The following is an 18323-nucleotide window of genomic DNA, read 5'->3' as shown; positions in this document are numbered from 1 at the left end:
CGGAGCCGCAGCAGCGGTCCCGCCGGGATGAGGCTTCCGTTGAGTTCAGAGTCGCACTCGAAAGGACGTTCATGTCCCCCATCACCATCTCGGGGTTCTTCAAATGGCTGGCCGGACTCCCGCCGCTGGCGCAGATCCCGCTCATCCTCCTGGCTTTCGCGGCCGTGGTGGCGCTCATCCTTTTCTTTGTCGAGGTGGCCCCCCGACGCGGCGCCGGCTATACGGTGCTCCGCCTCGCGGTCGCCGTCGTCCTCCCGGTCGTCCTTCTGCTCGTCTTCGGCCTGTACAGCTCCGTCCTCTGGGTCGCGGTCGTCGCGGCGGTGCTTGGCGGCGCGCTGTTCCTGCTCGACTTCCGGTCCCGCAAAGGCGCGGGCTACGGACTCCAACTGGCCGCGTTCATGGCGCCGGCCGCTTTCTTCATCCTGATCGGCCTGATTTACCCGACGATCACTACCGCGTTCAACGCGTTCATGAAGAACGACGGCTCGGGCTTCGCTGGTCTCGATAACTTCGTCTGGGTCTTCACCAGTCCCGACGGCATCACCGCCTTCCTCAACACTGTCGTCTGGGTGCTGCTGGCGCCCATCACCGCGACCGCGATCGGACTCGCCTACGCCGTCTTTATCGACAAGAGTCGCGGCGAGAAGTTCTTCAAGCTGCTGGTCTTCATGCCGATGGCGATCTCGTTCGTCGGCGCATCGATCATCTTCAAGTTCTTCTACGACGTGCGACAGGGTGAGCAGATCGGCCTGCTCAACGGCGTCCTCACCGCCTTCGGTGCCCCGCCGGTCGACTGGCTGGGACTCGAGCCGTGGAACACGCTGTTCCTCGTCGTCGTCCTGATCTGGACCCAGGCCGGGTTCGCCATGACGGTCCTGTCCGCCGCCATCAAGGGCGTGCCCGCCGAGCAGCTCGAAGCGGCCTCGCTCGACGGCACCTCGGCCTGGCAGTCGTTCTGGAGTGTCACCGTTCCCGGCATTCGCTCGTCGATCGTGGTCGTCCTCACGACGATTTCGATCGCCTCCCTCAAGGTTTTCGACATCGTTTCGGCGATGACCGGTGGCCGCTCCGACACCACGGTCCTGGCCTTCGAGATGGTCCGCCAGTTCCAACTCGGCGCCCGCAGCGGCTACAGCGCGGCCCTCGCGGTCATCTTGTTCCTGCTCGTGCTCCCGATCGTCGTCTACAACGCCCGCCAGCTCGCCAAGCAGAGGGAAATCCGATGAGCGCCACGCCCACTCCGATCCAGGTTCCGGTCGATCGCACCACCGAACGGCGCCTCGTGCGCGGGGAGTCCCGCATCGAGACGGCCAGCGGCAAACTTAAGAAGGCGACGACGTCCCGCGGAGCCACGCTGGCGGCGCTGATCATCGCGGTCATCTGGACCGTGCCGACACTCGGCCTGTTCATCTCGTCGTTCCGTCCCGCGAACGACATTAAGACCACCGGCTGGTGGACGATCTTCGCCAACCCCGGTTTTACTCTCGACAATTACGCGAACGCGCTGAACTCGGGAGACAGCCTCACCCTCGGCAAGGCGTTCGTAAACTCACTGGTCATCACGCTGCCCGCGGCGCTCATCCCGATCACCATCGCGAGCCTCGCCGCCTACGCCTTTGCATGGATTGATTTCAAGGGCCGTAACACGGTGTTCGTCCTCGTGTTCTCGCTCCAGATCGTGCCCATTCAGATGGCGCTCGTGCCGCTGCTCCAGCTGTTCTCGGACGGCCTGCGCATCGGCGGGCTCTACATCCTCCCCGGTCTCGGCGTGAACGGGTTGGACGGCTCCTACGCGAAAGTCTGGATCGCGCACACGATCTTCGCCCTCCCGCTCGCGATCTTCATGCTGCACAACTTCATCTCGGAGATCCCGGGCGAAGTCATTGAGGCCGCACGCGTGGATGGAGCAGGCCACGGGCAGATCTTCTTCCGGATCGTCCTGCCGCTCGCGGTGCCGGCGATCGCCTCTTTCGGCATCTTCCAATTCCTCTGGGTCTGGAATGACCTGCTGGTAGCGACGGTCTTCACCTCGGGTGCGGGACTACCGATCACGAAGGCGCTGCAGGACCTCACCGGGTCCTACGGACAATCGTGGGAGCTACTCACGGCCGGCGCGTTCATCTCGATCATTGTGCCGCTCATCGTGTTCTTCTCGCTCCAGAGGTTCTTTGTCCGCGGCCTCCTCGCCGGCGCCACCAAGGGGTAGCGGTCCGCGGCACCGTCATCTGCGGCGTTGTCGTCGTCGGCAGTAGCTCCGCTACAGCTCTCCTCCTCCGCCTTGCAGCTAACGGCGCCGCGAACCGCTACAGCTCTCGGAGGGGGAGGGGGCACGGACGAAGGCCCGGGTCCTGCTTGCGCAGGACCCGGGCCTTCGTCGTGGCGGCGACCTCGCGTGCGGCTTCGACCTCGGTGACAGCCCGTCCGTGCGCAGATCCAAGCAGGACACTGCCGAGGTCCACGTGCGAATGACGGGGGTACGTGTCACCATGACTACATGGTCCCCACCCTCGAGGTTCTCACGATTCCCGAAATCGACACTCGCCTCGCTGCACTTGAGGCACGCGCAGGCGCTTCGGCCGATGAGCTGCGCCAGCGCGCGGACCAGTACGAGCTGTCCCAGGAGGGACAAGCAATCTTGCGCAAGCTCGAGGACCTGACCTACCTGCGAGAGCATGCCGAGCGTTGACGCTGGCGGTCAGTCCGACGGGGGGCTTGAGGAAAACGTCTTCGACTTCATGCTGGAGATCATGGAGATGCTCGCGAGGATCATTCCCAACGGACTCGTCGGTTTAGAGAGCAGCGTGGTTCGAACGCGCGGCGGCGGTGTTGCAGTCACAGTTGAGCCAACCGAGGAACTCGGGCTTCGGCTGGACATCGACGACGTAGAGACGTTCCGCCTCATCGTCCAGTATCGGCTCGTGCTGAGTCCGGTGAGCCGCCTCGTGTCTGTAGAGCGCTCGACGTTTAAAGTGAACGTGGTGGGCTCGGCCCGGCCACTCTTCACAGTCGACTATCTCCGACAAAGCGGTAGCGACGTCCCCTCGGCGCACTACAACGTGCATGCCGAGCGACAAGACATGACAGACGCGCTCGCGGCGACAGGCGCCCGACGTCGCGGAAAGATACACCAGAAGCGCCGAGCGAGAGGTGACACGCCGAGATTCGGCGATGTGCATTTCCCAACTGGTGGCCATCGGTTTCGGCCATGCGTGGAGGACGTGCTCGAGATGATGATCATCGAGTTCGGTATCGACACTCTTGATGGCGCGGGCGCTGCGCTTCACCAGGGCCGCCTCCGGTGGCGCACGCGTCAGCTCGCCGCCGCGGTGTCCGATGACCCGATGACCGCCGCTGCAGAATTGGAGCGACTTGGATTCGACGTCAATCCGCGTGACGGCGCCACAACGCATCCGCGCCTTGATCGTCTCACTGCACTCTGACGTCATCCACTGCAAACTCCCCGGAGTGCCCGGCTGACGGTCCCCATACGGAACGTTGAACGGACAGGCAGTGGCCGGCGTTTTAACGACTTGCGGACACATGACGCGGAAGCGGCCGCTGAACGCCCCGTCCCCTACGGAACAGCCGGGACGGACAAATTGCCTCGGCTTCTCGGCTCGCAGGCCCCGTTCGGCTTGAATGGCGTTCGGCACCCAGTACGGTTCGGTGCCTCTGCCTGGGTCGGCCACACCGCTCACGAGACCCGCCTGTTCCTGCCTCTCGTCCCGGCGACGCGGAGAATTCAGGTGGTCCCGATCACCGGTCGCGCCGCGGCACAATGCTGCGAGCGGGCTCCTTCTGCGCCTCGGATATGAAGCCACGCGGTCGCTCGAGGGGCGGCGCGTCTGGGTGGAGCGCCCGGAGCGGTAGGCACTGCCGGTCGACATCGCGCTTTGGCACCGCCACCACGGAGTACGACTGCATGCCGGGTTAGAGAGGTAGACGGCCGGTGATGACCGACGCGGCGACCTCCACCAGAACGTCACGGCCGGCCGGACCAGTCCATCGCGCAGCGCGGTGAGGCGCACCCGCTTTGGAGAGCCCTCTGGTGTCGCGTCGACCATGGCCGCGAGTGCCGCGGTGAGACGGTCCGCAGCGGCTTCGGCGCTCGGCCACTGACCCACCGCTTCTAACCCCGCGGGGCGAACCCCTTGGGCGTACTTGTCCATGCCATCGGAGGTGCTCATGTCGACAACGTTGAGGTGCCGATGCCCGAGGTTGGTCAGGTCGACTACGGCGGCTCGGTGCGTGATCCCCAGCTCCGATGCGATGGTGTCGGCATCAACCTCGTCCTGCTCCTCCAACAGTCGCACAACGGTCATGAGCACGGGGTAGTCGCGGGTGCTCCACTTATACGCTTTCGCGAGGCGATCATGACCCGCCGCTCACCCCTGAGCGCCCCACGCCGGTACGTCGCTGATCGATCCCCTTACGGAAAGGACCTCGCACCCGGTCAGCGACGTTCGGCTGATCGGTCGCGCTTGATGCGCGAGGGCCGCCTGACGAAGCGGCGCTTCGCACTCGCCTTATCGTTAGTGCATGACACGTGTGGAACCGAAGGTGGCTGGAGCGTCGCCGACCGATGCCGTCAACACGTCGATGTCACCCGCGCCCCTCCGCGCGCTGGACTCGGCAGGCCGGCAAACGGGCGTGACCACGTGAGCGGGTGGGAGGACGGCGCCGTCGCGACCTTCGTCGCCGCTCTCATCGCGGGCGTTGTAGGACTTGCCGCGATCGTCGTCACCGTCATCGACGGGATCTCCACTCGACGTGTGACCAAGAATTTCACCGCGCGCGAACAGAGTTGGACGCGCTGGTCGTGGACGATCGAGAAGACGCTCAGCGACACCCCTGCCGAGCGGGAGATGGGGTTGGCGATGATGGACGCTCTCAGTGACATGCCGTGGTTGACAGAGGATGATGAGCGTATAGCGTTGGCCGTCGCGCAGGCGGTCATCGCCCGGAACGAACGTAAGGAACCGTGAGAACGGCAGCGACAGAGTCGCTCCTGATCGGAGGACAGATGAGCAAGGACACCGAACGGGCAATCGAGCACGCTCGTTCGATCCAGGAGAAGATGACGAAGCGCCTGAATGGGCGCGGAACGGTCAGCCGCTCGGCGTTCACCGGCAGATTTGTCTCGAATGTAGCCGCAAGGCATCCCACATCATCCGTTACGGACCGATCCGGTCAAACGGGCGTGCCTAAAGCGGGCTGATCTCGCGCTCACGGGCCAGCCAAAGGGGCTTCGTCCCGGTGGGGCGGCCCGCGCTCCGCAGCACATCTTCGCCGTGGGCGGAAGCCTCGGACCGCAGCGATCAGCGGCGTTAGGGTCGAGCAGTGAGCAGGATGGGCGACGTCGCGGCAGGCGGCGGGATGCGCGGAGGGGCGCGCGGAGGGAGGATCTCGAGCAGCGATCCCGACAGCCAGCGCCAGGTCAACGCGGCGGCGCCCAAGGTCGACGACCTGCTCCGGCGGATCGCCGGACTCTTCCGCGACCACCGCCCGACGCTCACGCTCACCGTGATCCTCGTGCTCGTTGGAGCCGCTCTCACGATCGTGCCGCCGCTGCTCACCCAGCTCGCGTTCGACCGCGGCCTGTTTCCGCCGGGCGGACGGCCGAACCTGCCTGTCCTGCTCGAACTCGTCGGAATCATGGTGCTGATCTGGGCGTTCTCCGCGATCCTCGGCGTCTGGCAGACCTACCTCACCGCGACCGTTGGCAACACGGTGATGGGCGAGCTGCGCATCCGCCTCTTCCGCCACCTCCAGGCCATGGAACTCGGCTTCTTTACCCGCACGCGCACCGGTGTCATCCAGTCGCGCCTCGCGAACGACGTCGGCGGTGTGGCGAGCGTACTCACCAACACCGTCTCGAGCGTGCTCGGCAACACGGTAACGGTGATCGCGGCGGTCGTTGCGATGCTCCTGCTCTCGTGGCAGATGACGATCGTCGCCCTGGTCCTCACTCCGGTGCTCGTCGTCGCGCAGCGCCGCGTCGGCCAGGTGCGCGCCCGCATCGCGACGAAGACGCAGGAGTCCTTATCGGAGATGACCGCGATCACCCAGGAGACGCTGAGCGTCTCGGGCATCCTCCTGGCCAAGAGCTTCGGCCGACAGGAGTCGGAGGTGACACGCTATGCCGACGAGAACGGCCGACAGATTCAGCTCCAGGTGCGCCAGCAGATGTCCGGGCAGTGGTTCTTCGCCATGGTGCAGATCTTTCTCTCGGTGATTCCCGTGATCGTCTACCTCGTTGCGGCCTGGCTCATCCTCGGCGGTACCACTGTTACCGCCGGTACCGTCGTCGCCTTCACCACGGTGCAGGCGCGCCTGATGTGGCCGCTCCTCGGTCTGATGCGCGTCGCGCTCGATCTGCAGACCGCCGGGGCACTCTTCGCCCGCATCTTCGAGTACCTCGACCTGCGCCCCGCAATCACGGACCGGGCAAGTGCCCGCGAGGTCGGCGGCGACGTCGGCCGGGTTGAGCTGGACGACGTTGTCTTCCGCTATCCGGACCAGGCCGAGGACGCCCGGCCAACCCTCGACCACGTCTCCGTCTCGATCGAACCCGGCCAATTCGTCGCGTTCGTCGGTCCCTCCGGAGCGGGAAAGACCACGATCTCGTACCTCATCCCGCGCCTCTACGACGTGGTCGGGGGAGCGGTGCGTTTCGCGGGCATCGACGTGCGGGAACTGCGGCAGGAGTCGCTGGTCTCACACATCGGCATCGTCAGCCAGGAGACGTACCTCTTCCACGCGACGATTGCCGACAACCTCCGCTACGCGCGCCCCGATGCGACGCAGGAGGAGCTGGAGGCGGCTGCCCGTGCCGCGAATATCCATGCCACGATCACTTCGTTCCCCGACGGCTACGACACGCTCGTCGGTGAGCGCGGTTACCGCCTCTCCGGGGGTGAGAAGCAGCGGCTCGCGATCGCCCGCGTGCTCCTCAAGGACCCCGCCGTCCTCATTCTCGACGAAGCGACCAGCGCCCTCGACACCGTCTCGGAGCGGGTCGTGCAGACCGCGCTCGATGACGCATCCCGCGGGCGGACGACCATCGCGATCGCCCACCGGCTCTCGACCATCGTCTCGGCCGATGTCATCCACGTGGTCGAGGGCGGACGGATTGTCGAGTCAGGCACCCACCGCGAACTGCTGGAACTCGGTGGCCTCTACGCATCGCTGTACGCGCAGCAGTCCGAGTCGGCGCTCCAGGGCTGAACAGCCGCGGAGCCCGTCTCGGGTTGCCCGGCTACTCGCAGGCGATCCCATCGCCGTCACGGTCGAGCCCGCGGCTGTAGCCGGCGTCGCCCGCACGAATCGGGGCTGCCTTAGCAGCACGCACTTCGGTGCAGTTGGCGTAGTAGACGGATCCGCCGCCGGTGGTTGCCGCCGGAGGTGCTGCCTGCTCGGCAGCCGCGGCCGGACTATCGGCGGCGGCGATTGGAGCGGCGGCGGCGGATGCGGCGGCGGCTTCGAGCTCGGCGATCCGGGCGTCGCGGCTCGCCAGTGTGGTCGTCGAGGTGGCCGCCTCGGCGGCCATCGAGTCGACCTTCTGCTGGAGCCCGGCAGCGGTAGCCTCCGCGGCGCTGAGGTCGGAGACGGCCTTCTCCCGCGATTCGGTCTGCTCCTTCAGCGAGTCTTCGGCGGTCGCCAGCTGCTGCTGAACAGTGGCGAGCTGCGCCTCGAACTCACCGGTGTCGGAGGCTCCGCCAGCTGCGCCTATTGCGCTGCCGACGACGAGGGCGCCGGCGGACGCCCCCATCAGGGCCAGGAGCGGTACTCGGCGCCGCGGTCGGTCCTGCTTGCGCCCACGCACCTTTGTCGGAGGGAGCGGCGGGGGCCAGACGGTGGCGGACGGGCTGGGTTCGGTCATGGTGCGCTCCTCGCGGCAAATCCACGCCCTCGTCGTTGAGGGCGTCGAGAAAAGATAACCTCTCGTTGCCGGTTGAGACAAGGTGTTTCAACTCAGTCCGAACGCTCGCCGTCACTCCGCGGGGCGGTCGGCGAGCATCTGCTCCATGAGCGAGATCTCGGCCTCCTGCGCCTTGACGACCGAGGTAGCGAAGTCGGTCGCGACGCCCACGCGACTGCGGGCGAGTAGCGCCTCCGCCATGTCGATGGCACCGCGGTGGTGGGCAATCATCAGCTCGAGGAACATCCGGTCGACGTCGCGACCGGAGGCGGTGCTGAGCGCGGCAATCTGCTGCGGAGTAGCAAGACCCGGCATGCTCGTCGGCACGACGCCGTCCTCGGTCCCCATCCCCATCGCCGAGTGCTCGTCAGCGGCTCCGGCGAGTGTCGGCCGGCCCATCCACGTCATCGACGGCTCGGAAGCAGCCTGAGGCAGGCCCCAGGAATTCAGCCAACCGAAGAGTTGTCCCGCCTGCTGCTGCTGCGTGAGCAGGATGTCCTTTGAGACCGTCAGCACCTCGTCGTCGGTGCTGCGCTCGCGAGCGATCATCGCCAGCTCGGCACCCTGCAGGTGGTGCACCTGCATGTCGCGCGCGAAGCCTGCCTCAGCGCTGTTACTCGACGGGGTCGGACTGGAGGCGAAGGGGGCGAGAGCCCCAAAGAGGTAGCCGCCGGCAGTTCCCACGAGCAGAGCGACGGCCGCCACGGCCGCGAGGAGGACGCGTCCCCTACTGCTTGCCGGGCGCATCGATACCGCCGGTGCAGGGCGCGCCGGGCTCGGGCGCGCTCGAGGACTGCCAGAAGCGCTCGACGAAAGCGTTGAGGCGGGGATCGTCGGGGGAGTCGATCGCAACCTGGGCGTCCCACGCGCTGAGCACGATCGGGGAGGTGAGTCCCTCGTAGGGCGAGACGACGGAGTAGGTCTCGGGCATCGCAGCGACCAGCGCGTCGACTTCGCTCTGCGGCAACGACGGGTCGTAGGTCGCCCAGACGGCCCCGTGCTCGAGATCGTGCACGGCATTCTCGTTGGGGACCGGCTGGTCGTAGACCCCGCAATTCATCCAGACCGCATTGTGCGGGCCGCCGGCGGGAGGGGTCTGCGGGTACTCGACCGCTCCGGCCACATGGGTGGCGTCGTTGGTAAAGGTCTGAAGGCCATCGATCTGGCGGGCCTCGACGATCTGCTGGTTGCCGAAGACCGTGACGGCGACGATGCCGCCGACCGCGAGCACGGCTAGCGCCGAGAGCGACCAGATCCAGATGCGGGAGCTGCGTGTGCGGCGATCCTGTTCGCGCTTGTAGGCTTCGAGCTTTTCCTGGCGGGCGCGGTTCTTGGTGGACATCGTGTCTCTGGGCACGGCGGGGTCTCTCGTTCTGGGGGCGGATGGCGCCTGGTGGCGGGCGCAGGCGCCTGAGAGGCGCTCTCAGATGCTAACGAGAATGGCTCCAGATCGGCTCAATGGGGGGTAGACATGTGGAGGACCCTCAGCCCGCGAAGGTGAGCCACAGCAGCAACCCGTTGAGCACGATGAGGAACACCGCCGCGAGCGCGGCTCCGAGGGTCGTGAACCACCGATTTGTCTGATCGCCCATCAGGCCCCGATCCCGAGTGAGGACCACCAGCGGCACCAGCGCGAACGGAATGCCGAACGAGAGCACCACTTGACTCAGCACCAGCGCGCGCGTCGGGTCACAACCGATGGCCAGTACCAGCAGCGCCGGGATCAGCGTTACCAGCCGGCGCGCGACGAGCGGCACGCGCACGTGGAGCAGTCCGTGCATGATCTCCGCTCCCGCATAGGCGCCGACCGAGGTCGAGGCCAGGCCGGAGGCGAGCAGGCCGACCGCGAACAGCGTCGCGACCACCGGTCCAAGCGCCGCCCCGATCGCGGCGTGTGCCCCCTCGAGGCTGTCGGTCCCGGCGACTCCTGAGAGCGAGTGCGCGGCGAGGAGCAGGATCGCGAGGTTCACGGTCCCGGCGATGGCGAGCGCGATGGTGACGTCGATTCGGGTGGCGATGAGGATCCTCCGCCGGGCACCCGCGCCCTCGACATGGCCGAAGCGGTCGCGGGCGAGGGCCGAGTGAGCGTAGATGGCGTGCGGCATGACGGTGGCGCCGAGGATCGACGCGGCCAGCAGCACCGACTCCGAGCCCTCCAAGCGCGGGACAAGCCCGGTAACCGTGGCTCCGACGTCCGGCGGATCGACGACCACTCCCACCGTGAAACCGACAGCGATCAGCACCATCAGCCCCGTGATGACGCGCTCGAACGGCTGAGCGCCGCCCCGGGTCTGCACGAGCAGCAGCACCAGCGACACGGCGCCGGTCACGAGCCCACCGGCCAGCAGCGGCAGTCCAAAGAGCAGGTGGAGGGCGATCGCTCCGCCGATCACCTCGGCGAGGTCGGTCGCCATCGCCACGGTCTCGGCCTGGAGCCAGTAGGCCCGGCGCCCCCAGCGCCCGCGGAGGCGGTCGCCGAGCAGTTCGGGCAGGCTGCGGCCGGTCATCAGGCCGAGCTTCGCCGAGAGGTACTGGATGAGCCACGCCATCAGGTTGCCGAGCACGACGACCCAGACCAGCAGGTAGCCGAAGCGGGCGCCGGCCGTCATATTGCTGGCGACGTTTCCCGGATCGAGATAGGCGACCCCGGCGACCATCGCGGGGCCGAGGAGGCGCAGAAGAGAGATATCGGCCGGACGCCGCGGCGGTGCGGCGATCGGAGAGGTCATTCGGGATCCGTTCCGTCTCGACGGGGGCGCTCGCGGACCCTCACGATAGGGTACTTCGACCGCCGCGGCACTCCCTTCCGTCTTCTCCTCCTGACGACGTCACCGCCTCCCGTCACAGGCCGCAGGGCGGTTGCTACGCTGGCGAGATGACCCTGGATCGCGCCCTGCCCGCACGCCCGGAGGGCGGGATGCCCAGACACCCGGAGACCGGGATGGTCTACGCCGAGTCGGTGCTCGATCTGATCGGCGACACTCCGCTCGTCAAGCTCGGTCCCGTCGCCGCGGGTGTCCGGGCCACCGTGCTGGTGAAGGTCGAGTACCTCAACCCCGGTGGCTCGTCGAAGGACCGCATCGCGACCCGGATCATCGACGCGGCCGAGCGCGACGGCCTCCTTGCGCCCGGCGGCACGATCGTGGAGCCGACGAGCGGGAACACCGGCATCGGCCTGGCCCTCGTCGCCCAGCAGCGCGGCTACCGCTGCGTCTTCGTCCTGCCCGACAAGGTCGGCCAGGACAAGCGGAGCGTGCTCACCGCCTACGGAGCCGAGATCGTCGTCACGCCGACGGCCGTCGCTCCGGAGGATCCCGCCTCCTACTACTCCGTCTCCGATCGCCTCGCCCGCGAGATCCCCGGCGCCTTCAAGCCCAACCAGTACGCCAACCTCAACGGGCCGCTCAGCCACTACGAGACCACCGGCCCCGAGATCTGGCGGGACACCGCCGGCCGCCTCACCCACTTCGTCGCCGGCGTGGGCACGGGCGGCACGATCAGCGGAGTGGGCCGGTACCTCAAGGAGGTGTCGGAGGGTCGCGTGCAGATCATCGGCGCCGACCCCGAGGGCTCTGTCTACTCCGGCGGCGGCGGGCGCCCCTATCTCACCGAGGGCGTGGGCGAAGACTTCTGGCCGAGCGCCTACGACCCGACCGTGGTCGACCGGATCATCGCCTCCAGCGACGCCGAGTCGTTCGCGATGACCCGCCGTCTCGCTCGAGAGGAGGGCCTACTCGTCGGCGGCTCGAGTGGTCTGGCCGTCTCGGTGGCGCTCAAGGCCGCTGCCGATCTCGGACCTGACGACGTGGTGGTCGTGCTCCTGCCGGACGGCGGTCGCGGCTACCTCGGGAAGATTTTCAACGACCGGTGGATGCGCTCTTACGGCTTCCTCGACATGCGAGACGAGGGCACTGTTCGCGACGTGCTGAGTGCTCGGGCCGCGAATGCTCAGGCAGGCGGGCTGCCCGCCCTTGTGCACGCGCACCCGACAGACACCATCCGCGACGCGATCGGGATCATGACCGAGTTCGGTGTTTCGCAGCTGCCGGTGCTGAGCGCCGAGCCTCCGGTGGTGATGGGGGAGGTCGTCGGGACCGTTGATGAACGCGACCTGCTCGATCGCGTGTTCGCCGGCTCCGCCTCGATGAACGATCCACTCGGCGTCTGCGTCGGCGACGTTCTCCCGCTGATCGGTCTCGGCGAGGGCATCACCACCGCCCGAGCCGCGCTCGCCGAGGCGAGCGCGCTCCTCGTCACCGACGAGGGCAAACCCGTTGCCGTGATCACGCGGCAGGATCTTCTCACCTACGCCACAGCCTGATCGCCGTCGCCTCCGCACCTTTGACCCAGGGAGACCGCTCAATGCCCAAGAAGCAGCACTTCGACACCCGCGCTATCCACGCCGGGCAGGAGTTCGACCCGACTACCGGCGCGGTCGTTCCGCCCGTCTACCTGACGTCGACGTTCGTCCAGGACGGGATCGGCGGATTCCGCGGCGGCTACGAATACGCGCGCTCGGCCAACCCGACGCGCGACTCCCTCCAGGAGCTGATCGCCTCGCTCGAGGGCGCGGACGTCGCCTACTCCTTCTCTTCCGGTCTTGCCGCCGAGGACACCCTGCTGCGTGCGGCGCTCGCTCCCGGCGACCACGTCGTGCTCGGCAACGACGCGTACGGCGGAAGCCATCGGTTGATCGACCGTGTGCACAGCGCGTGGGGCGTGCGCAACACGGCGGTCGACATGGCGAACCTTCGCGAGGTGCAGCGGGCTATCGTCCCCGGCGAGACGAAGATGCTCTGGGTCGAGACGCCCTCCAACCCGCTGATGACCATCAGTGACATTGCGGAGCTGGCCGACCTCGCCCATGCGCACGACCTGATCGTCGTCGTCGACAACACGTTTGCCTCCTCCGCCCTGCAGCAGCCGCTCGCGCTCGGCGCCGACGTGGTGGTGCACTCGACCACGAAGTACCTCGGCGGGCACTCCGATGTCGTCGGCGGCGCGCTCGCGCTGCGCTCGGGTGCTCTCGCCGAGAAGATCGCGTTCCTGCAGTTCGCCGTCGGAGCAATCTCGGGGCCGATGGACGCCTGGCTCACCGTGCGCGGCATCAAGACTCTCGGGGTGCGGATGGAGCGCCACTCCATCAACGCGCAGGCGGTCGCCGAGTTCCTCACCGAGCACCCCGCGGTGACGGCGGTGCACTACCCGGGCCTTCCGGGACATCCGGGACACGAGCTCGCTAAGCGCCAAATGTCGCGGTTTGGCGGGATGCTCTCGCTCGAACTCGCGACGCCGCGCGCGGCCCGCAAGTTCGCCGAGTCGACGGAGCTGTTTCAGTTGGCGGAGTCGCTGGGCGGCGTCGAGTCGCTCATCGGGTATCCGAGCGAGATGACGCACGCCTCGGTCAAGGGCACTCCGCTCGAAGTGTCGGAGTCGCTCGTGCGCCTCTCGGTGGGGCTCGAGGACTCCGGCGACCTGATCGCCGACCTGTCGTCGGCGCTGCCCAAGAGGTAGGGGCCGCCCGGCGGTACCCGAGCGTCGTCGGGCCACCGTCCGTTCAGGAGCGTCCCACTACCCTGGAGCGATGCATCCCGCTCTCGCCGCTCTCGGTCGGCGCGTCCGGCCCCGCACGCGCCTCGCCGTCCTGGGCCGACGCGTCCGACCCAGGACGCGGCTCCGCCAGCTCGTCCGACTCTCCCGCACCGCCCTACACCGTCTGGCCGCCCGCCCGATCGACCACCCGGCCTCGCTCGCCTTCCGCCGCGAGCTGCTGGTCCTGGCGCTCGCGAACCGGTTCTCGCGGCGCTCGGCGGTCGACCCCGACGGCGAGGTCGTCGTGACGATGACCACCCACGGCGAGCGGCTGCAGCGCGTGCACGTCGCCCTCGAGTCGATTGCGCGTGGTGAGGCGCGCCCGGCGCGTCTGGTGCTCTGGCTCGACGACCCGGCGCTGCACGCCGATCTGCCCGCACCGCTTCGGCGCCTGCGCCGACGGGGGGTCGAGATCCGCCTGGTCGACGGCTACCGAGTGCACACGAAGTACTACCCGTACCTGCTCTCGGGCCGCGCCGGCGAACGCGACCTCGTCACCTCGGACGACGACATCGTCTACCCGCGCACCTGGCTCCGCGGCCTGTGCGACGCCCGCAGCAGATATCCCCGCACGACGGTCCTCTGCTACCGCGCCCATCGCGTCGGGATCGTCGATGGAGCGGTCGCGCCGTACACGAGCTGGACGCCTGTCGCGGACACGCGCGCCTCCGCCGACGTCTTCGGCACCTCCGTCTCGGGCCAGCTGCTCCCGAGCGAGCTGCTCACCGAGATCGCTGCCCACGGCGACGCCTTCCGCGACATCGCGCCCGATGCGGACGACATTTGGCTGCACGTTCGCGCGGTCGATGCCGGCTACCGCATCGCGCAGATCGAGCCGCGCGCACAGCTCTTCCCGTTCGTGCCGCGCACTCAGCAAACCGGGCTCTACCTCGTGAACTACTGGGACGGCGGCAACGACCGCCAGGCCCGCGCCGCCTACACCCCAGAGGTCACGGCTCGCATCGCGGCCGACGCCGCCGAGCGGGAGGGCCGACTCCGATGAGGCTCCTCTTCGTGAGCAACCTCTACCCGCCGCAGGTTCTCGGCGGCTACGAGATGACCTGCGCCCGGGTTGCAGAAGCGATGGCGGCGCGCGGCCACAGCGTGCGGGTGCTAACCTCGCCGACCTACCTGCCTCCCGATCCCTCGCCGGCGGTCGAGCTGCACCGCACGCTGAGCCTGCGCACGTACTTTCCCCTCCCGCAGACCGGCGGCGAGATCGCGCAGCTGATGCACCACGAGAGCGCCGTCTCTCGCTTCGAGAACACCCGCATCCTGCTGGAGGAGCTGCGCGACTTCGAGCCCACCCACGTGGTCGCGTTCAACCTGCTCGGCCTCGGCGGACTTGCTTTCATCGACCTGTTGCGCAGCGTCGATGCACCCTGGATGTGGAACCTCGGCGACCGGATCCCGAACGCCCTGGTCGACGGGCTGCCCGAGCGGGTGCTCGCCGTCTACGGAGCGCAGGCTCCCGATTACTTCGACCGCGGCGAGATCGTGGCGGTCAGCCGCTCCCTCGTTGACGGGATCGAGGCCGGTGGGCTGACCCTCGGCGAGGTGGAGGTGATCGGCCGTGGAGTCACCGTGCCTCCCGACTCCGGCGAGCCCCGCCTGTACCGGGAGGGAGGCGTCACCCGCTTCACGTTCGCGGCCTCGCTCGGTGAGCACAAAGGCGTGGGACTCGTCGTAGAGGCGGCAGCCGTGTTGGCGGATGAGACCCGCGACTTCCGCGTCGACCTCTACGGCGACGGCGACGTCGAGGGCTGGCGTGCTCGCGCGAGCGACGCCGGGCTCGACGGAGTGGTCGAGTTCCACGGCGCGACGCCCCGGGACGAGGTGCTCGCCGCTCACGAGCACGCGGACGCCTTCCTCTTCCCCACCTGGGAGGGCGAGGCGTTCGGCGTGGCGCCTGTCGAGGCCGCTGCGGCCGGCTGCGTCCCCATCGTCACAGCGGCGAGCGGAGTCGCGGAGTTCCTGATTGACGGCGTCGATTGCGTCAAGATCACCCGCTCCGTTCCCGCGCTCGTCGGCGCCATGCGCAACGTCATGAACGGTTCGACCGACCTGGAGGCCCTTGGTCGCCGCGGGCGGCAGGCCGCCCGCGGGCCGCTCTCGTTCGAACGCTCCATCGAGCTCATCGAAGCCTCGCTCGAGCGGCGCGGCACACCGGGGAGCCTCAGCGACCGCCTGGCCGACACCACTCTCGAGGCCGACATCATGGACAAGGATCAGCGGACGATGGATATCCTTCACCGCCGCTTTTCCGGACGGGACGACGACGATGACCAGTGACCACAACTTCCTCCGCGACCCCGCTGCCGCTCCCACCCGCTTCGGCCGGAGTCACGCTGCGCTGCGCGAGTCAGCGCACAAGCTGCTCGCGCCCTGGTTCGAGCAGGCGCGGCTGCGCACCGAGGAGGTGCGGAGCGAGACCGCCGCGGTGCGAGACGAGACCGCCGCGGTGCGAGACGAGCTCGCGGTCGTGCGCGGCGAGGTTAGCGCCGTTCACGGCGAATGCGCGGCGCTGCGCGACGAGACGGCGGGCCTCCAGTCGGCGCTGGATGAACTGAGAGCTTCGGTGTCGGCGCTGCGCGCGTCGGTGCAGGAGGAGGCAGACGCCGCGCCCGGCCGATTCGACGCTGTGGACGAGCGCGCCGCCCTGCTCGACGAGCGCCTGCGCGGCGCCGAACTCGAGCTGCGCGCGGTGACCCGTCGCCTCGCGGAGGCGCTCGACCGCTGACGGGGTGTGGTGGTGCTGAGCGGTCCGTTTCGCGCCCGTTCGTGTGACGTCGGCGGAGGGAGTGGGAGCTGGAGGCGCTGCGAGCGTGTCCAGCGCCCCGTTTCATCGGGTCTGACCGGCTGATGCTGTTCAGGGCTGCGCGGGCTTGGGCGCAGGTCGCCCAGAACGACCGCGGAATCAGAACGACCGCGGAATAGAGTGGCACTCTTTCCCCGAGAGAGGTCCCCCGATGACTGAGACGTCCGCAGCTTCCGATGACAACTCCTTCGTCCGTCGCGAGGAGGTGGGAGCCGCAGGAGGAGTAGCGCCGCTGAGTGATGACAAGAAGGTCCCCGTGGGCAATCTCCCCGACCGGGTGCTCACGACGAACGGCGGACGCCCGGTCGGCAAGGGCGAGCTGACGTTAAACGCTGCGGATTTCGGGATCCTTGGGACTGCCGACGACTCCGCAACCCTGCAGGCTGCGATCGATGAGGCGACCGCCGCCAGCCACACAGGGCAGACCAAGACGTCGAACGGATCGAGCGCCTGGGCGAGAGTCATGCTGCGTCCCGGCATCTACCGCGCGAACATCATTCTCCGTGCCGGGGTGGAGTTTGCTGGCATGAGCGGCACGTCCGCCCGTTTCGGAATCGGTGACTACCGCTACGGCGGAGTCGTCATCCGCCCGGCCGACCCGTCTAAGCCCGCGGTCACGATCGACGGCGCCGCGACGGCTCTCTCGAGTGTCACGCTCACCGGCGACGGGTCGGGCGTCGGCCTGCATGTCCGCTACGGCTTTGAGACGCGAGTCGATAACGTACGCATCATCAGCTTCGAGAAGGGGCTTTGGATCAGCCAGACCAATAATGCAATCTATAACTTCATCCGTGTTGACAACTGCGGCTCCACCACCAGCCCTGCCGTCGTCATCGAGTCAAACCAGTCGAGCTCCGGAAATGCGCTGATCACCAATACGGCCGACTTCAACTCGCTGCACATCGAGCGAGCTAAGGGAGGCACATCCCTCGCCGTCGGTGTCGGCAATCGGCCGAACTACGATGCGGCAGAATTCCTCCGCTTCGTCAATCTGCACATCGAGTCCTCGACCGACTCGGGCGGAATAGCGAACCCAAATGGTGTCCCTGTAATTGATCTCGGTAATGTCCGCGGTGTTGATTTTGTGGCAGCGTTCGTCTTTGGCGGTCCCGGTCCGCTCCTGCGCATGAATCAGCAGGTCCTCAATACGAGCACCGGTTTCAACGGTGGAGTCTCCGTTGTCGGGGGCACCTGGCTCGGGCAAGGGCCGTCCAACAATCTCTTCGTGCTGGCCCGAGGCAATGGCTTCCACCTGGGCGGCGGCGCCCGCCTCAGCCGGTACACCGGAGCCGCAGTGTTCGTCTCCGTCGACTTCGGGCCCGTGGTCTCGATCAGGGACCCACAGCCCCTTCCGTACGTCAACAACGGCGCGATGGTCGCACCCGGGCCGATCCTCTCCGACCAGCGTCCGAACACAGCCACGACGCGGCGCCCGTACGACGTGCAGGGAGATGTGCGCGTCTGGGGACACGAGATTTTCGTCCAGCCGACGGCACCGACCTTCACGCTCTCAGGTAATGGAGCGACTTTCAGCGGCAGCGGAAGTGACTCACGAGGCACAATCGTCGTTCAGGTCGCGAACGGCGCGACGTCTGCATTCACAGGGGCACCGGGCGGCGTGGAACTGGGGCGAGTCACGTTCGCGCAGCCGTGGAGCAGCGCCCCGCACGTCGCCGTGACGCCCGCGTCGGCGGATGCCGTTGACGCTGGTGTGTGGGCGAATGCGACGCCGACCCAGATCATCCTTTTCGCGAAGAGTGCGCCGTCCGGTGCGACCTCGGCCAAGCTTCTGAGGATCACCTACTCCGCTGTCGGCACCGTCACTGGATGACGATGTTCGCTGGAGCACGGCGCAGGACGTGAGCGACACCCTGCACCCTCGTTGAGGGTTTACCCGGGTTCGGACGTCGGCGTGTTCATCTCATGAATCGTGTCCGCGACCGCGTCGGGACAGGGCTGGACCCCCGTCGTCGCGGTGGAGGTCCTCGCGTA

The 18323-nt window shown here is 67.7% G+C and carries 17 protein-coding genes; 13 read left to right on the top strand and 4 right to left on the bottom strand.

Annotation, left to right across the window (positions count from 1 at the left end; all coding sequences use genetic code 11):
* The first annotated feature begins 71 nt into the window (after window positions 1-71).
* From HRF29_RS07055 to HRF29_RS07025, 7 genes are all read left to right on the top strand, one after another.
* Window positions 72-1226 carry a carbohydrate ABC transporter permease gene (locus HRF29_RS07055; protein ID WP_173246812.1) on the top strand — a complete coding sequence of 385 codons (1155 nt, stop codon included), beginning with the start codon at window positions 72-74 and terminating at the stop codon, window positions 1224-1226.
* Window positions 1223-2206 (top strand): carbohydrate ABC transporter permease, encoded by a 984-nt coding sequence (locus tag HRF29_RS07050; RefSeq protein ID WP_173246809.1) that lies wholly within the window; start codon window positions 1223-1225, stop codon window positions 2204-2206. The genes HRF29_RS07055 and HRF29_RS07050 overlap by 4 nt, the downstream gene beginning before the upstream one ends.
* A gap of 288 nt (window positions 2207-2494) precedes the next feature.
* Window positions 2495-2686, top strand: a complete 192-nt coding sequence (locus tag HRF29_RS07045) for a hypothetical protein (RefSeq protein WP_173246806.1) — start codon at window positions 2495-2497, stop codon at window positions 2684-2686.
* Window positions 2673-3440: a hypothetical protein gene (locus HRF29_RS07040; RefSeq protein ID WP_173246803.1), complete on the top strand. Its 768-nt coding sequence runs from the start codon at window positions 2673-2675 to the stop codon at window positions 3438-3440. The genes HRF29_RS07045 and HRF29_RS07040 overlap by 14 nt, the downstream gene beginning before the upstream one ends.
* 762 nt (window positions 3441-4202) lie before the next feature.
* On the top strand, window positions 4203-4985 hold the full coding sequence (locus HRF29_RS14615) for a hypothetical protein (RefSeq protein ID WP_187698298.1): 783 nt from the start codon (window positions 4203-4205) through the stop codon (window positions 4983-4985).
* Window positions 4986-5023: 38 nt separating this feature from the next.
* Complete coding sequence (locus HRF29_RS07030) at window positions 5024-5218, top strand: hypothetical protein (RefSeq protein ID WP_173246800.1); 195 nt, start codon at window positions 5024-5026, stop codon at window positions 5216-5218.
* A gap of 131 nt (window positions 5219-5349) precedes the next feature.
* Window positions 5350-7227: an ABC transporter ATP-binding protein gene (locus HRF29_RS07025; RefSeq protein ID WP_173247708.1), complete on the top strand. Its 1878-nt coding sequence runs from the start codon at window positions 5350-5352 to the stop codon at window positions 7225-7227.
* Window positions 7228-7258: 31 nt separating this feature from the next.
* Here the strand turns inward: HRF29_RS07025 and HRF29_RS14670 are convergent, their stop codons facing one another.
* The 4 genes from HRF29_RS14670 to HRF29_RS07005 form a co-directional block, all read right to left on the bottom strand.
* Entirely contained in the window at window positions 7259-7882 is a 624-nt protein-coding gene (locus HRF29_RS14670; RefSeq protein ID WP_222929615.1) for an excalibur calcium-binding domain-containing protein, read from the bottom strand.
* A gap of 111 nt (window positions 7883-7993) precedes the next feature.
* Window positions 7994-8668, bottom strand: coding sequence for a DUF305 domain-containing protein (locus HRF29_RS07015; RefSeq protein WP_173246796.1), 675 nt, complete (start codon window positions 8666-8668; stop codon window positions 7994-7996).
* Window positions 8649-9278: a thioredoxin-like domain-containing protein gene (locus HRF29_RS07010; RefSeq protein WP_343043680.1), complete on the bottom strand. Its 630-nt coding sequence runs from the start codon at window positions 9276-9278 to the stop codon at window positions 8649-8651. The genes HRF29_RS07015 and HRF29_RS07010 overlap by 20 nt, the downstream gene beginning before the upstream one ends.
* Window positions 9279-9405: 127 nt before the next feature.
* Window positions 9406-10650: an Nramp family divalent metal transporter gene (locus HRF29_RS07005; RefSeq protein WP_173246792.1), complete on the bottom strand. Its 1245-nt coding sequence runs from the start codon at window positions 10648-10650 to the stop codon at window positions 9406-9408.
* Window positions 10651-10862: 212 nt separating this feature from the next.
* Between HRF29_RS07005 and HRF29_RS07000 the strand changes: the two genes are divergently transcribed.
* The 6 genes from HRF29_RS07000 (at window position 10863) to HRF29_RS06975 (ending at window position 18162) form a co-directional block, all read left to right on the top strand.
* Entirely contained in the window at window positions 10863-12242 is a 1380-nt protein-coding gene (locus HRF29_RS07000; RefSeq protein WP_173247698.1) for a cystathionine beta-synthase, read from the top strand.
* Window positions 12243-12283: 41 nt separating this feature from the next.
* The gene (locus tag HRF29_RS06995; RefSeq protein WP_173246789.1) at window positions 12284-13435 is read left to right on the top strand and encodes a cystathionine gamma-synthase; all 1152 of its coding nucleotides are present in this window, start codon (window positions 12284-12286) and stop codon (window positions 13433-13435) included.
* Between the two features lie 70 nt (window positions 13436-13505).
* Window positions 13506-14516 (top strand): glycosyltransferase, encoded by a 1011-nt coding sequence (locus HRF29_RS06990; RefSeq protein WP_173246786.1) that lies wholly within the window; start codon window positions 13506-13508, stop codon window positions 14514-14516.
* Window positions 14517-14527: 11 nt separating this feature from the next.
* Entirely contained in the window at window positions 14528-15805 is a 1278-nt protein-coding gene (locus HRF29_RS06985; RefSeq protein WP_173246783.1) for a glycosyltransferase, read from the top strand.
* Window positions 15795-16253 (top strand): hypothetical protein, encoded by a 459-nt coding sequence (locus HRF29_RS06980; RefSeq protein WP_173246780.1) that lies wholly within the window; start codon window positions 15795-15797, stop codon window positions 16251-16253. Before HRF29_RS06985 ends, HRF29_RS06980 begins: the two co-directional genes overlap by 11 nt.
* Window positions 16254-16482: 229 nt before the next feature.
* Entirely contained in the window at window positions 16483-18162 is a 1680-nt protein-coding gene (locus HRF29_RS06975) for a right-handed parallel beta-helix repeat-containing protein (protein ID WP_173246777.1), read from the top strand.
* The last annotated feature ends 161 nt before the right edge of the window (window positions 18163-18323 follow it).

The organism is Rathayibacter agropyri, from assembly GCF_013249015.1.
Taxonomy (GTDB): Bacteria; Actinomycetota; Actinomycetes; order Actinomycetales; family Microbacteriaceae; genus Rathayibacter; species Rathayibacter agropyri.
Note: the sequence above shows the minus strand (reverse complement) of the source record. Positions and strands in the feature narration are given on the sequence as shown.

Excerpts from the sequence above, each read along its gene's own strand:
- HRF29_RS06995 (WP_173246789.1), top strand. The coding sequence starts at position 12,284 with ATGCCCAAGAAGCAGCACTTCGACACCCGCGCTATCCACGCCGGGCAG.
- HRF29_RS07050 (WP_173246809.1), top strand. The coding sequence starts at position 1,223 with ATGAGCGCCACGCCCACTCCGATCCAGGTTCCGGTCGATCGCACCACC.
- HRF29_RS07005 (WP_173246792.1), bottom strand. The coding sequence starts at position 10,650 with ATGACCTCTCCGATCGCCGCACCGCCGCGGCGTCCGGCCGATATCTCT.
- HRF29_RS07040 (WP_173246803.1), top strand. The coding sequence starts at position 2,673 with ATGCCGAGCGTTGACGCTGGCGGTCAGTCCGACGGGGGGCTTGAGGAA.
- HRF29_RS07025 (WP_173247708.1), top strand. The coding sequence starts at position 5,350 with ATGGGCGACGTCGCGGCAGGCGGCGGGATGCGCGGAGGGGCGCGCGGA.
- HRF29_RS07045 (WP_173246806.1), top strand. The coding sequence starts at position 2,495 with ATGGTCCCCACCCTCGAGGTTCTCACGATTCCCGAAATCGACACTCGC.
- HRF29_RS06990 (WP_173246786.1), top strand. The coding sequence starts at position 13,506 with ATGCATCCCGCTCTCGCCGCTCTCGGTCGGCGCGTCCGGCCCCGCACG.
- HRF29_RS07000 (WP_173247698.1), top strand. The coding sequence starts at position 10,863 with ATGGTCTACGCCGAGTCGGTGCTCGATCTGATCGGCGACACTCCGCTC.
- HRF29_RS14670 (WP_222929615.1), bottom strand. The coding sequence starts at position 7,882 with ATGACCGAACCCAGCCCGTCCGCCACCGTCTGGCCCCCGCCGCTCCCT.
- HRF29_RS07030 (WP_173246800.1), top strand. The coding sequence starts at position 5,024 with ATGAGCAAGGACACCGAACGGGCAATCGAGCACGCTCGTTCGATCCAG.
- HRF29_RS07015 (WP_173246796.1), bottom strand. The coding sequence starts at position 8,668 with ATGCGCCCGGCAAGCAGTAGGGGACGCGTCCTCCTCGCGGCCGTGGCG.
- HRF29_RS07055 (WP_173246812.1), top strand. The coding sequence starts at position 72 with ATGTCCCCCATCACCATCTCGGGGTTCTTCAAATGGCTGGCCGGACTC.
- HRF29_RS06975 (WP_173246777.1), top strand. The coding sequence starts at position 16,483 with ATGACTGAGACGTCCGCAGCTTCCGATGACAACTCCTTCGTCCGTCGC.
- HRF29_RS06980 (WP_173246780.1), top strand. The coding sequence starts at position 15,795 with ATGACCAGTGACCACAACTTCCTCCGCGACCCCGCTGCCGCTCCCACC.